Origin of the sequence: Clostridium sp., from assembly GCF_017888565.1 — a bacterium.
Classification (GTDB): Bacteria; Bacillota; Clostridia; order Clostridiales; family Clostridiaceae; genus Clostridium.
Genome location: NZ_JAGHFX010000073.1, coordinates 1 through 14013, shown reverse-complemented (window position 1 = coordinate 14013; position 14013 = coordinate 1). Strand labels below are relative to the sequence as shown.

Below are 14013 nucleotides of genomic sequence, written 5' to 3'. Positions count from 1 at the left end.
CTGGTTGATACATCCCAAAAAGCATTCCCATTAATGTAGATTTTCCTGCACCATTTTCACCTAAAAGAGCATGAACTTCACCTTTTTTTAGTTGTAATGTTACATTATCATTTGCTACAATTCCTGGGAATTCCTTACGAATATTAAGCATTTCCACTACATAACTCATGAATTATCCTCCCTAATATTTATACTAAAAACACTCTTGCTATATCTATACAACCTTCTTAATTCCTTTTTTTTGACTAATTGTTAAATTAATCTAATCAACCCTTTATATAAGAAAAAGACGGTACTTCCGTCTTTTCCCATTTCATAAGTAAAATATTAAAATTTATTAAATTACTTTATTAAATCGCCTTTTTCAGCTTGTACCTTTATTTCGCCATTTTTAATCTTGTTATAAACTTCATCTACTTTCTTAGTAGTTTCTTCAGCTAAGTTTGGATTTTCATTTGGAAGACCAACTCCATCATTTTTAACATCAAATGTTAAAGTTTGACCACCCGGGAATTTTCCATCTAATTCATCTTTGATTATATCAAAAGTAGCTGTATCAATTTTCTTTATAGCTGAAGTTAAAATTATAGATTTATCATCTTTATATATACCATCTGCATATTGGTCAACATCAACACCAATGATCCAAGCTTCTTTACCAGCTGTAGCTCTAGCTTTTGCTTCATTTATTGATCCAACACCAACTCCACCAGCTGCTACGAATATAGCTTTAACACCATTATCATACATAGTAGCTGCTAATTGTTGTCCCGCTGCTACGTTATCAAATGAACCTTGATAAACTACGTTTTCTTCTTTAATACTCATCTTTGTTCCAAGGTTTTCATTAGCATATTTAACACCTTGTTGGAATCCCCAATTAAACTTTTGAACTGAAGGTATTTCCATACCACCTATAAATCCTAAGTCACCTTCTTTTAATTGAACCGCTGCTGCAACTCCTACTAAAAATCCAGCTTCTTGCTCTGCAAAATAAACCGCAACTGAATTTTCTCCAACCTTTTCCACTCTATCTGCTCCAGTTTTTCCATTGTTAGGAGATCCATCAATTATTACAAACTTAGCATCATTATATTTTTCTTGCGCTTGGAATACAGCTGTTTCAAATTTGAATCCAGGAGTAACTATAAATTTATATCCTGTATCATAAAGATTTCCAATTTCCTTCATGTAATCTGCTTCTGTTGTTCCTGCTGGCTTTAAGTAGTTACTGCTAATTTTAAGTTCTGCCTCTGCTTTTTTTATACCTTCCCATGTACCTTGGTTAAATGACTTATCATCTATTGTTCCAGCATCAGTAACCATACCTACTTTTACATCGTTTGCTGCTCCCTCTGATTTGCTGCCACATCCAACTAAACCAGTTATCATAAGTGCTGATAAAGCTAAAGCTATTGCTCTTTTCTTCATTCTAAAAATCCTCCCTAAACCTTTGTAGTTTAATATACTTTTGTACCTTAATTATTTTAAAGTTTTCTTATTCGAACTTTCAAAAAAATTATACAACATATAGTTCGTTATTACAATAATTTTATAACATTTTTTTTATTCTTACGACACATAATTTTATAATCAAACCTTTTCAAATATATTTTTTAAATTTTTTTTATAAATTATTAAAACATCAAAACAAAAACACGAATATTATTCAAAGAGTAATTTTATTTTTTTCATTTTCATCCTAAGATAAACCCCCGCATGACCTCTTATCTTATAAGAGTTTATGCTATCTTTTAATATAAAGTGCGAATCAATTACTACTTACAATAATTAATTTTTTATAATTATTGTACGCATTTTCTTAAAGTAGTATATACTACTTCTCTTTCTAATCTACATTAATCTACACTATAGATGAAAATTTAAAATTTTATAAAGCTTAATAATATAGCAAATAACATAGCAGGTAATAAGTTTGATACTTTAATCTTAGAAACACCTAAAATATTAAAACCTAATCCTATAATTAATATACTTCCAACCGCAGTCATATTAGTTATAGCTATATCACTAAGCACATTTGATAACATTCCAGATGCTAAAGTTATACTACCTTGATATAGAAATACACTAACTGATGAAAGTATTACTCCTATACCTAACATCGATGAAAATATTATAGAACTAATTCCATCTAAAATAGACTTTGCTAAAAGTGTACTGTAATTATTGTTTAATCCACTTTCTAAAGCTCCTACTATTGCCATAGCTCCTACACAAAATAATAATGTGGATGTAACAAACCCTTCTGCAATAGATATATCACTTCCATTTTTCTTTACTTTTCTTTCTATTTTATTTCCTAAATTCTCAAGCTTTAAATCTATATCTATTAACTCACCTATTAATCCACCTAGAGCTATAGAAATAATCATCACGATTGTATTACCACCTTTTATAGCTCCTGATATTCCTATATAAATAACACATAGTGCCAATCCTTTCATTATCGTATTACTAATTTTTTCATTTATTTTTCCTTTTACAAAAATCCCTATTATTGATCCAATTATTATAGTTAAGCTATTTATTATTGTTCCTATCATTTTTTATTCCCCTACTTTCTACTCTAATTTATTTGTAATTTTATTATATCTCAATAACCTTGCAACCTCTTTTAATAATATAAAAATAGGATATGACGAAATCACATCCTAATTATTTTTTAATTTATAAACTCATTAAATATACTCTTAAAAGTTTCAATATCCATAGGAGATATTCTAACTCTTTTTAATGAATATAATCCATCAGAAAGGCTTGAAATTCCTCCTTCTGTTGTAACAGCAGCTTTTATACCTAATTCCTTTTCTATTTCTATTGTTTCATCATCATATCTACCAACTGGATAACAAATGTACTTACTATCTACCCCAACTTTTTCTTTTAACTTTTCAATACCTTCTTTTATTATAGCAATCTTCTCTTCTCTTGATATTTTTGTAAATTCTATATGCCTAGATGTGTGATTTTCTATCCCCATACCATTTACGCTCATTTCTTTTAGCATATTAGAATTCATATACCAACTATCAACATCAGTTTTATCTGTTATTATAAAAAAGGTAGCTTTCATATCGTGCTGTTCTAATATTCTATATGCATCTGTATAATTATCTGCATACCCATCATCAAATGTTATTGCAACTGGCTTTTCTGGAACTTTCCCAGTGTTAAATGCATCTATAACATCATCTAGTAACATTGGAGTAAATCCTGATTCCTTAAGCCACTTAATTTGTTCATTAAATTGAGATGTTGGAACAAGCAAATTATTATTAGGATCGCTATCTGATATAGAATGGTACATTAATATAGGGATTTTAACTTCATTTACATCTAAAGTTAAATAATTAATTTCCTCTTCTTTAACATTTTCCTTTTGAGATTCATCTTCTTTATTTGATATATCTATGTCACTTTCTTTGCTTGGTATATCAGTATTTGTAGGTTGTGCTCTACTATCTAATATAAATTTTCCTCCAAACCCTATAATTAAAATTATAAATAATATAGCTATTAATTTTAATGTTTTTTTCATTACCATATTTCCCCTTTTCTATGTATATTTCGAATATACATTTATAGGAATATTTTGTCAACCCAATTTGTAATTGTTTCTATTTTTTTAATATTTCCTTATTTTTCTTTAAATTATTGTTAATGATACTTTATTTTTGTATAATTAATCTAAACTAATATTAAGGAGTGTTTTTATTGTTTGGATACGTAACTCCTCTAAAAGCAGAACTCAAAGTGAAGGACTTTACAAAATTCAGAAGTTATTATTGTGGTTTATGTTTTCAATTAAAAAATAGTGCTGGTAATATACCAAGAATGGTTTTAAATTATGATATGACATTTTTAGCAATACTTTTAGATTCCTTATCAGTTAAAGAACCTAATATTGAAATTAAACGTTGTATTGCTCATCCAAAAGATAAAAAGCCAGTAATTATTGATAATGATGCATTACATTATGCTGCTGCAATGAACATAACACTTTATTATCATAAATTAAAAGATGATATTCAAGATGATAATAAACTTAAAAGCAAAGTATTTGAAAAAATACTTTATCCATATCAAAAGAAAATTAATAAATCTATAGATGATATCAACGATATTATAAGAGTTAATCTTAGAGCATTAACTGAATTTGAAAAAAATAAAAGTTTCTCATCTATAGATGAAATATGCCATCCATTTAGTGATATAGTGGGTAATATATTAAGAGCTTATCCTAATGAGTTTATTAATGATAGCGAAAGCTTAAGAAATGATTTATATAACCTTGGATATACTTTAGGAAAATGGATATACCTTATAGATGCTTTTGATGATTTAAAGGATGATATAGAAAAGAAAAAATTCAATCCAATAAATTACTTATTTAATGAAGATAATAAGTCATATAAGGAATTAATCCCTTTAATCCAAGGAAGGTTAGAGTTTACAATTTTAAATTGTTCATACAACTGTAAAAATATACTTGACAAATTACCTTTAAAGCGAAATGAAGATATTCTAAAAAACATTTTAGAATTAGGTATGATGGATAAATATGTTGGAATATTAAATAATACTAGAGAAGATAAAAGGAGTGACAAATAAAATGAATCCATATGAAGTACTGGGTTTAAAACCTGGGGCAACACAAGAAGAAATAAAGAAAGCTTATAGAAATTTAATAAAACAATATCATCCTGATCAATATGGTGATAATCCATTAAAAGATCTTGCTGAAGAAAAAATGAGAGATATTAACGCAGCTTATGATGCACTTACTAAAAATACTGGTAACTCATATAGTAGTTCAAGTAGTAATTCATCATATGGTAGTTCAAATAATTCATCAAGCGATAATAGTTATATGTTTTCAGAAATAAGAAGACTTATTCAAAATGGAAACTTTGCTGAAGCTGAAAATAGACTTAATAGCATATCTAATAACAGAAATGCTGAGTGGAATTTCTTATACGGAATATTGTTAACAAATAAAGGCTGGTTTGATGTAGGTCTAAAACATATTCAAACAGCTGTAAATATGGATCCTAATAATTTTGAATATAGACAAACCCTAAATTCTCTTCATCAAAGGACTCAATCTTATAGTAATAACTATTATAGGACAACTGGTGCAAACAACGCCAACGCTTGTGATTGCTGTATAAATCTATGGTGTTTAGATTCAATGTGTGAATGTATGGGTGGTGACCTTATAGGTTGTTGTTAATCCCTAATTATTTAATTGGTGGTGTTTTAAATTATGAAAGCTAAAGAAATAACTTTAAGTGCTATTTTAGTATCCCTTACTAACATAATTTTATATTTGAATTTTCTATTACCTATAAGCACCCTTAGTATCCTTACCTTAGCATCATTATTAATTCCAATTGCACTAATTAGAGGATCTATTAAAAGTGCTTTCCTTGTATATATAGCTTCATCAATTGTTGGTTTTTTTATATTACCTATTAATATAATTTTGCTATATATTTTGTTTTTTGGAATATATGGAATAGTTAAATACTATATTGAAAAGTTAAATAAACTATATTTAGAAATATTTTGTAAAATGATATTTTGTAATATTTCTTTATTTATATCTATCTTTGTATTTAATTCCTTTATAGCAATAGAAATAACAAAGCTTCCACTTTTGTTGTTATGGATTATAGCACAACCTGTATTCTTAATTTTTGATTATGCACTAACATTATTAATTTCGTTTTATATGCAAAGAATACACAATAGAATTTAAATTAAATGGGCTAGATTTTATTACAAAATCTAGCCCATTATTAACATTTATAAAATTTCTAATTTACTTAATCTAATATAGAAAATAATATTTCGATAACGCCTTCAAACATCTCTCCTGCTGCAGATTCAAAAAATCTCTTCATTTTACTATCTTTCTTTTTATAATTGTCAGCACCATTTAAAGATTTATTATTTCTATCTTCTGGTGAGGAATTATAAAAGTAAGCTTCCTCATATGATTTTATTTCTTTGAATAAAATTTTATTTTCAGTACTCTTCAAAATATTATTCCCCCAAAAACTTATTTATAATATTTATCACTATATTTTCTTTACCAAAAAAGAGAATATTTATAATTATAGTATATCATATTAATATTTTATTCCACATCTTTAATAAAAGTCTTTTTATAAAATATTATAAATACAGTAATTGTTGTAAGTGCTGCTATTATATCAGAAATAGGCTCAGCAAATAATACAGCTCTAAGTTTATCCTCAAAGAAAATTGGAAGTATGAATATAAGTGGCACAAGTAAAACTACTTTTCTAAGTAATGCCATAATAAGTGATATTTTAGCTTGGCCTAATGCTAAAAATGTTTGCTGACATGCTATTTGTGCACCAAATATAAAAATCCCCCCAAAAAATATTCTCATACTCCATGAAGTTATTTCTACAAGCTCCGGCTTATTATTAAATATCCCAACAAAAATTTCTGGGAATATCATTAAAGAAGCCCACATAGTAAAAGTATATATAAGGCAACTTGTTAATAATAATTTAAATGTTCTTTTTACTCTTTCAATATTTTTAGCGCCAAAGTTATAACTTATTATAGGTTGTGCTCCTTGTGAAAGTCCCATTAATGGTAAAGTAACAATTTGCATTATACTGCTCATTATAGTCATGGCACCAACTGCTAAATCTCCACCATAAAGTTGTAGTTTATTATTCATACTTATTAATACTAAACTTTCAGTTGATTGCATTATAAATGGTGAGACCCCCAAAGCTACTATTGGTAGTAATACCTTTAAGTTAGGAACTAAATAATTTACTCTTATTTTTAGTATGCTTGTTTTCCCAAACAGGAAGGTTAATACCCATATTGCAGAAACAAATTGTGAAAGTATAGTTGCTAAAGCAGCTCCCCTTACACCCAGGTTTAGTCCAAAAATAAATATAGGATCTAAAACTATGTTTATTATAGCTCCTATTACAACTGTTACCATACCAATTTTAGCAAAACCTTGGGTATTGATAAATGGATTCATACCAAGAGCTATTTGAACAAATACTGTTCCTATTAAATATATAGTTAAATAATCAATAGCATAGCCAATAGTTGCATCACTAGCTCCAAAAGCCCATAATAAATCTTCTTTAAATATCAAAAAACCAATTGTACAGATTAATCCAATAATTATTAAAGTAGAAAAACTATTACTAATAATCTTTTCGGCACCTTTATTATCTTTCTCTCCCATTTTTATCGCTGCTAGTGGAGCTCCCCCCATACCTATAAGAGCAGAAAATGCTGATATTATCATTATAATAGGAAAAGCAATCCCAACTCCCGCCATAGCAACTTCTCCATTTTCCATTCTTCCTATAAATATTCTATCAACTATGTTATATAGCACATTTACTAATTGTGCTACTATAGCCGGAAGAGCTAAGCTTAATAATAGTTTTCCTACAGAACCTTCCCCCAAATTAATCTTACTTCTAGACATATACTTCTCTCCTTATCATATCTATATTTGTCCTTTATACAAGTTAATTCGCAATAGTTAAACTTATATAATACTTTGTTATATTATAATTAAGATTATATTTAATCATAATTATAACTTATATAATATGATACTACTAAATAGAGAAACATTAAACTTAATTTGATTCAATACATATAAAATTTACAATTCAAATATCAATTATTATACTACTTCTTTACCAAATGGCATTAATGATAATCTAGCTAATTTTAATGATTGCTTTGCAAATGGTATTCCAATTATAGTAATACATAAAAAGAAAGCACTAATTAAATTTGCTATACACATTTCCAGCCCACCAAATATAAGCCATAGTATATTAAACAATAAACTTAAGCCACTATCATCCTTAGTGACAATCTCTTTTCCAAATGGAGCAAATTGTAACCTAGCCATTTTAAAACATTGAAGTCCTATAGGAATTCCTACTATAGTAATACACCATAATACTCCAAAACCTAGCCATGCTAGTGCATTAAAAAAACCTCCAAAAATAATCCAAATTAAATTTCCTAAACAAGACAATTTTTCCATCCCCCTTTTCTTTAATCTATCTATTATTTAATTGAACCAATGCACAATTCTCTATTGCATTTATAGAATTTTCTTTGCAGTATTTTAATATTTCATCACTTTCAGCACCTGGCTGTATTAATACATTTTTTATCCCTAACTCTTTTGCTTCTCTTAAAAACTCTATTCCATATCTTGCATTTATACATAAATCAATAGCTTCTACGTTATATGGAACATCTTTCAAATTAGTGTAAATACCTTCTCCACCTTTAGGATGAATCCCACTTACTGTGTATCCTTTTAACTTAAACTTATTTAAAATCTTATTTGCATATTTAGTTTCATTAGATATATCACCTATAACAACCCAGTTTTTAAGTTCCATTAACTCCTCTATATTCATTTCCTTTTCCTCCTTTTATGTTTTATATGATTAATATATCCAATTGCTCCTTTTTCATCAACAAATTTTTTAATTTATTTTAATTTATATAATTTCTTATTTTGTGGTTGTTGACTTATATTGTAATAAAATATATAATTGAGTATATTAAAATTATATATTTATTGCTTTGATTAGGAGTAGTATTATAAACGTTATTCTAAAGAGAGCTGTTGGTTGCTGAAAAACAGTGTTTAACTTATAAGAACTTGCCTATGAGCTTACTTGTCAAAAGCAAGTACGGGAAACCGTTATATATTTGAGTGAGAAAAAATATTATTTTTTCTAATAAGAGTGGTACCGCGAATATGTCCTTCGTCTCTTAATTGAGATGAAGGGCTTTTTTATATTATTTTTTACTTTTAAAGGAGGAATTGTTGTGGCTAATTATGGAACTTCCATAGATAAAAAATGGCAAGATAAATGGGAAGAAACAAATCTTTATAAATTCGACCCAAATAAGGAAGGAGAAAAACTTTATGTTTTAGAAATGTTCTCTTATCCTTCAGGTAGCCAATTACATGCTGGTCACTGGTTTAACTATGGACCTGTTGATTCATGGGCTAGAATGAAAAGAATGCAAGGATATAACGTGTTTCAACCAATGGGATTTGATGCATTTGGACTTCCTGCAGAAAACTTTGCAATAAAGACAGGAATCCATCCTAAGGATTCAACTGATAAAAATATAGAAACTATGGAAAAACAATTAAAAGCTATGGGTGCTATGTTTAACTGGGATAATGAAGTTATTACATGTAACCCTGACTATTATAAATGGACTCAATGGGTATTCTTAAAATTATATGAAAAGGGATTAGCTTATAGAAAAAAAGCTCCTGTAAATTGGTGTCCATCATGTAACACAGTTTTAGCTAATGAGCAAGTTCTTGAAGGTGCTTGTGAAAGATGTTCAACTGAAGTAACAAAAAAAGATTTAACTCAATGGTTCTTAAAAATAACTGATTATGCTGATGAACTATTAGAAAAACTAGATACTTTAGACTGGCCAGAAAAAACTGTTGCTATGCAAAAACACTGGATTGGTAAATCTACTGGTGCAGAAGTTACATTTAAAGTTAAAAATTCAGATATAAAATTTGATGTATTCACTACTAGAGTTGATACATTAAATGGTGTAACTTATGTTGTTTTAGCACCTGAAAATCCACTTGTTGATAAACTTACAACTGCAGAATATAAAGAATCTGTTGAAAATTATAAAGAAGAAGCTAAAAAACAATCTGATATAGAAAGACAATCTTTATCAAGAGAAAAAACTGGTGTATTTACAGGTTCTTATGCTATAAATCCTATAAACAATAAAGAAGTTCCAATTTGGATTGGAGATTATGTTTTATCAACTTATGGAACTGGAGCTGTTATGGCTGTTCCTGCACATGATGAAAGAGATTTTGCTTTTGCTACAAAGTTTAATTTACCAATAGAAAGAGTTATAACTAACAAAAAAGGTGATAACACTGAATTACCTTACTGTGAATATGGTGTATTAGTTAACTCTGGAGAATTTGATGGATTAACTACTGAAGAAGCTAAAGAAAAGATAGTTGAAAAATTATCATCTATGAAACTTGGCTCTGCAAAGGTTAATTATAGATTAAGAGACTGGTTAGTATCTAGACAAAGATATTGGGGAGCCCCAATTCCTATGATTCATTGTGAGCATTGTGGGACTGTACCTGTACCTGAAGATCAATTACCAGTAGAACTTCCATACAATGTTGAATTTGCTCCAGATGGAAAATCTCCACTTGCAAAATGTGATGAATTTATAAATACCACTTGTCCAAAGTGCGGAAAACCTGCTAAAAGAGAAGCTGATACTTTAGATACATTTGTTTGCTCATCTTGGTATCAATTAAGATATCCTGATAGCAAAAATAGCGAAAAAGCTTTTGATAAAGATATAGTAAATAAAATGCTTCCAGTAGATAAATATGTTGGCGGTCCTGAGCACGCTTGTATGCATTTATTATATGCTAGATTTATTACTAAAGCTTTAAGAGATATGGGATATTTAGATTTTGATGAACCATTTAAGTCATTAACTCACCAAGGATTAATTCTTGGACCTGATGGATTAAAAATGAGTAAGTCAAAAGGAAATACTATTTCTCCAAATGATTATATTTCAGAATATGGCTCAGATGTATTTAGAATGTATTTAATGTTTGGATTTGCTTATATTGAAGGTGGAGCTTGGAGTGATGATGGTCTTAAATCTGTTGCAAGATTTGTAGACAGAATCGAAAGATATCTAGATATAGCTAGAGAAGCTATTGAAGCTAAAAATAACAATAAAACTACTTTAGATAAAGCAGAAAAAGAATTAAACTTCTGGCTAAATAATGCAATCAAGGGCGTTACTGAAGATGCTGATAAATTACAATTTAACACAGCAATTGCAAGAATGATGGAATTTGTTAATGCTTTCTCTAAGTATTTACAAGAAGATGTAAAGAATTTAGATTTCCTAAAGAAAACTTGTGTAGACTTCTTAAAAATTCTAGCACCTTTTGCACCTCACTTTGCTGAAGAACAATGGAGTTTATTTGGATTAGACTTCTCAATCTTCAATGAAGCTTGGCCAACATTTGATCCAAAAGCTTTAATTAAAGATGAAGTTGAAATAGCTATTCAAGTTAACGGTAAGATTAAAGCAAAAATAAATGTTTCTACTGATTTAGATGAAGAAGGAATTAAAGCCGCTTCTTTAGCTAATGAAAATATAATTGCTGCAACTGAAGGCAAGAATATAGTCAAAGTTATAGTTATAAAAGGAAGACTTGTAAATATAGTTGTTAAGTAAACTCAAATAAAGGTTATTTTATGAAAAAGGGCTAAATAAGAAAATCGTCATAAACTTTGTACTTTATGACATAGATTCTGATTTAGCCCTTTAATCTTATTCTTTTTTGTATTTCTTTAAAGTTACATATAATAACAATACCGCTACTAATGTTGTTATTAATCTAATAAAGTTTTTTTCAATATTTATCAAATCATAACTTACCAATGCTTCAAGTGCTATAGATGGTATTTTCCCTAAAAAAGTTGCAATTATAAATATAAATCCTTTTACATTGCTAATAGCAGCTGCTAGTGTCACAAATCCTGAAGGTATAAAAGGTATCAATCGACCTTCAAATATAAGTACTCCTGCCTTTTTTCCTTCAGAATCAACTATTGCCCTTAGTAATTTATGTTTATTTTTAATATTTTCTGCTCCCTTTTTAAATCCTAGCCTATATATTACAAAACTTATATAACCGCCAAAGGCTTCTCCGATTAGCGATATTATAAAACCTTCAAAGGCACCAAAAAATATAATATTTGCTCCCGTTACAATTATTGATGGTACTACTCCTAGTATTGCAATTATCGTACTTATCAATATGGATATAGGAATAGAATACATGCTATATTCTTGAAATAATGTAACTATTTTATCTAAATTAAACATATCTTAAACCTTAATTTCCATCTTTAATAAATTTGTCTACTATAAATTTAGGTCTCTCTTTTGTCTCTATGTATATTTTACCTATATATTCTCCGATGACTCCAAGGCATAATAATTGAATTCCACCTATCATCCATATGGACGCAACAATAGTAGTCCATCCTATAACAGCATTTCCTAAAATCCATGTTACTAAAAAATATAGCATAGCTATTACACTTCCAAAGAACATTAAAAAACCTATTGTAAAAACCATTCTAATAGGTTTTACACTAAAGGAAGTTATTCCTTCAAAAGCAAATGATAACATCTTTTTTAATGGATATTTTGACTCTCCTGCAAACCTTTCGTTTCTCTCATAAAAAACCATATCAGATTTATATCCTATCAAAGGAACTAATCCTCTTAGAAATAAATTAACCTCTTTATAAGCTCCCAAATCATTCAAAGCTCTTTTACTCATAAGCCTATAATCAGCATGATTATAAACCATATCAGCACCTAAAAACTTCATAAATTTATAGAATCCCTGAGCTGTTATTCTTTTAAATCCTTTATCTCTTTTTCTACTACTACGAACACCATAAACAATATCAGAACCATCATAGAATTTTTCTATAAACTTATCTATTGCATTTATATCATCTTGAAGGTCTGCATCTAACGATATTGCAGCATCACACATATCTTTTACATTTAATAATCCCGCAAGTAAAGCATTTTGATGACCTCTATTTCTTGATAACTTTATTCCGAAGAATAATGAATTACTTTTATTTAGTTCCTCTATTATCTTCCATGTGTTATCTTTACTTCCATCATCTACAAATACAACTTTACTATTCTTAGATATTATTTTATTAGAAATTAACCTACCCATCTTTTCATTTAATCTATTTGATGTTTCTAAAATTACATCTTGCTCATTGTAGCATGGTATAACTAAATATATAGTTTTCATAAATACTCCTTTAGCTTAACCTAAATTTTTATATTTTTTATTTATTTTACCATATTTTAATTATTTTTTCCAAATTTTAAGTATTTCCTCAAATTTATATAAGAAAATATATTTTTATTTCTTGTTTTTTATACCATATTAATCTAATGCTACTTTAAAATCTTCTAATACTCCACTTACTAATTCCTCATCTAATTGCTTATAATACTCCAAAAGGTTTGAATCTTGAAGAGCAATAAATATATTTTTGCTAATTTCCATCCAAAGCTCTGGTATATAAACCCATACAATTTCTTCATATTTACAACTTAATAAGAAATGTTCCATTCCCCAAAACAAATATTCTTTTATATCATGTAATTTATTAAATTTAATATAATCATTTACTACTTGCTTAGTAAGCTGATACTCATATATATCTACATAAAAAAAGTCAAAGCTTTCTCCAGTAACTTTATAAGCATCTTCATTTATTATTTTTATTTTAGTATTACTTTCAAAATTTGAATAATATAAATCTATTATATCTTTTTCTATTTCATAAACTATAATTTCCGTTACATCACCTTTTTGAGCTAATTCTTGAACTACATAACCTAATCCTAAACCGACTACTCCAACTTTTCCTGTTGCATATTTTATAAACATATAAGAACTTTCTATTTCTAACGGAGAAATTTTCATCCATATATTATTAGGCCCATGTAACTCTAGAATATTTAAATCTATATTTTCTTTCTTACTATACATATATCCATTAATAAAATCTTTTTTTTCATTTATCTTTTTTATTTCAAAACTTCCAACTTTACCTAAAGTTATTAAGTTATTATATTCTTTTATTTTGTCTACTAAATAAGTTCTGTCATATGGCTTCAAAACAATACTTCCCTTCTGAGTGAATAATAATTAAATTACATATACTACTTTATGTAAAAATTTATTTTCTATAACAAACATTATACTCTTAAATAAATTTATTTTAATATAACTATATATTTAAACTAATAAACTACATATTTAAAATTATAAGTATATTAAAT

At 27.7% G+C, this 14013-nt stretch carries 15 protein-coding genes and 1 other annotated feature; of the genes, 4 read left to right on the top strand and 11 right to left on the bottom strand.

What is annotated here, in order from left to right; translation table 11 throughout:
- The 4 genes from J7M87_RS14240 to J7M87_RS14225 form a co-directional block, all read right to left on the bottom strand.
- The coding region (locus J7M87_RS14240) for an ATP-binding cassette domain-containing protein (protein WP_291651825.1) at positions 1-169 on the bottom strand (169 nt) is incomplete at its 3' end.
- Between the two features lie 173 nt (positions 170-342).
- On the bottom strand, positions 343-1431 hold the full coding sequence (locus J7M87_RS14235) for a BMP family ABC transporter substrate-binding protein (RefSeq protein ID WP_291651821.1): 1089 nt from the start codon (positions 1429-1431) through the stop codon (positions 343-345).
- A gap of 452 nt (positions 1432-1883) precedes the next feature.
- Positions 1884-2567, bottom strand: a complete 684-nt coding sequence (locus tag J7M87_RS14230) for a DUF554 domain-containing protein (protein ID WP_291651818.1) — start codon at positions 2565-2567, stop codon at positions 1884-1886.
- Positions 2568-2686: 119 nt separating this feature from the next.
- Positions 2687-3562, bottom strand: coding sequence for a polysaccharide deacetylase family protein (locus J7M87_RS14225; protein ID WP_291651816.1), 876 nt, complete (start codon positions 3560-3562; stop codon positions 2687-2689).
- 176 nt (positions 3563-3738) lie between these two features.
- On the opposite strand from J7M87_RS14225, the gene J7M87_RS14220 reads away from it, so the two are divergent.
- Genes J7M87_RS14220 through J7M87_RS14210 form a run of 3 tightly spaced genes read left to right on the top strand, consistent with a single transcriptional unit; the run spans position 3739 to position 5785 of the window.
- Positions 3739-4635: a DUF5685 family protein gene (locus tag J7M87_RS14220; RefSeq protein ID WP_291651814.1), complete on the top strand. Its 897-nt coding sequence runs from the start codon at positions 3739-3741 to the stop codon at positions 4633-4635.
- A gap of 1 nt (position 4636) precedes the next feature.
- Positions 4637-5257, top strand: a complete 621-nt coding sequence (locus J7M87_RS14215; RefSeq protein ID WP_291651813.1) for a J domain-containing protein — start codon at positions 4637-4639, stop codon at positions 5255-5257.
- Positions 5258-5290: 33 nt separating this feature from the next.
- A complete protein-coding gene (locus J7M87_RS14210; RefSeq protein ID WP_291651811.1) occupies positions 5291-5785 on the top strand; it encodes a hypothetical protein in 495 nt (164 codons plus the stop codon).
- Positions 5786-5852: 67 nt separating this feature from the next.
- Here J7M87_RS14210 and J7M87_RS14205 read toward each other — a convergent pair whose 3' ends face one another.
- From J7M87_RS14205 to J7M87_RS14190, 4 genes are all read right to left on the bottom strand, one after another.
- Positions 5853-6068: a hypothetical protein gene (locus J7M87_RS14205; protein ID WP_291651809.1), complete on the bottom strand. Its 216-nt coding sequence runs from the start codon at positions 6066-6068 to the stop codon at positions 5853-5855.
- Between the two features lie 98 nt (positions 6069-6166).
- Entirely contained in the window at positions 6167-7525 is a 1359-nt protein-coding gene (locus tag J7M87_RS14200) for an MATE family efflux transporter (RefSeq protein WP_291651807.1), read from the bottom strand.
- 204 nt (positions 7526-7729) lie between these two features.
- Positions 7730-8092, bottom strand: a complete 363-nt coding sequence (locus J7M87_RS14195; protein WP_291651823.1) for a YccF domain-containing protein — start codon at positions 8090-8092, stop codon at positions 7730-7732.
- Between the two features lie 25 nt (positions 8093-8117).
- Positions 8118-8486 carry a CoA-binding protein gene (locus J7M87_RS14190; protein WP_291651805.1) on the bottom strand — a complete coding sequence of 123 codons (369 nt, stop codon included), beginning with the start codon at positions 8484-8486 and terminating at the stop codon, positions 8118-8120.
- Between the two features lie 160 nt (positions 8487-8646).
- Positions 8647-8851, top strand: a binding site (T-box leader).
- 53 nt (positions 8852-8904) lie between these two features.
- Between J7M87_RS14190 and leuS the strand changes: the two genes are divergently transcribed.
- Positions 8905-11355 carry a leucine--tRNA ligase gene (gene leuS / locus J7M87_RS14185; RefSeq protein WP_291651804.1) on the top strand — a complete coding sequence of 817 codons (2451 nt, stop codon included), beginning with the start codon at positions 8905-8907 and terminating at the stop codon, positions 11353-11355.
- Positions 11356-11451: 96 nt separating this feature from the next.
- Here the strand turns inward: leuS and J7M87_RS14180 are convergent, their stop codons facing one another.
- The 3 genes from J7M87_RS14180 to J7M87_RS14170 form a co-directional block, all read right to left on the bottom strand.
- Entirely contained in the window at positions 11452-12009 is a 558-nt protein-coding gene (locus J7M87_RS14180) for a VTT domain-containing protein (RefSeq protein WP_291651802.1), read from the bottom strand.
- A gap of 10 nt (positions 12010-12019) precedes the next feature.
- The gene (locus J7M87_RS14175; RefSeq protein WP_291651800.1) at positions 12020-12970 is read right to left on the bottom strand and encodes a glycosyltransferase family 2 protein; all 951 of its coding nucleotides are present in this window, start codon (positions 12968-12970) and stop codon (positions 12020-12022) included.
- A gap of 138 nt (positions 12971-13108) precedes the next feature.
- Positions 13109-13849: a hypothetical protein gene (locus J7M87_RS14170; RefSeq protein WP_291651798.1), complete on the bottom strand. Its 741-nt coding sequence runs from the start codon at positions 13847-13849 to the stop codon at positions 13109-13111.
- Positions 13850-14013: the final 164 nt, after the last annotated feature.

Bases quoted from the DNA above. Each gene is read 5' to 3' on its own strand.
- J7M87_RS14235 (WP_291651821.1), bottom strand. From the start codon at position 1,431: ATGAAGAAAAGAGCAATAGCTTTAGCTTTATCAGCACTTATGATAACT.
- J7M87_RS14230 (WP_291651818.1), bottom strand. From the start codon at position 2,567: ATGATAGGAACAATAATAAATAGCTTAACTATAATAATTGGATCAATA.
- J7M87_RS14225 (WP_291651816.1), bottom strand. From the start codon at position 3,562: ATGAAAAAAACATTAAAATTAATAGCTATATTATTTATAATTTTAATT.
- J7M87_RS14215 (WP_291651813.1), top strand. From the start codon at position 4,637: ATGAATCCATATGAAGTACTGGGTTTAAAACCTGGGGCAACACAAGAA.
- J7M87_RS14210 (WP_291651811.1), top strand. From the start codon at position 5,291: ATGAAAGCTAAAGAAATAACTTTAAGTGCTATTTTAGTATCCCTTACT.
- J7M87_RS14200 (WP_291651807.1), bottom strand. From the start codon at position 7,525: ATGTCTAGAAGTAAGATTAATTTGGGGGAAGGTTCTGTAGGAAAACTA.
- J7M87_RS14190 (WP_291651805.1), bottom strand. From the start codon at position 8,486: ATGAATATAGAGGAGTTAATGGAACTTAAAAACTGGGTTGTTATAGGT.
- J7M87_RS14180 (WP_291651802.1), bottom strand. From the start codon at position 12,009: ATGTTTAATTTAGATAAAATAGTTACATTATTTCAAGAATATAGCATG.
- J7M87_RS14175 (WP_291651800.1), bottom strand. From the start codon at position 12,970: ATGAAAACTATATATTTAGTTATACCATGCTACAATGAGCAAGATGTA.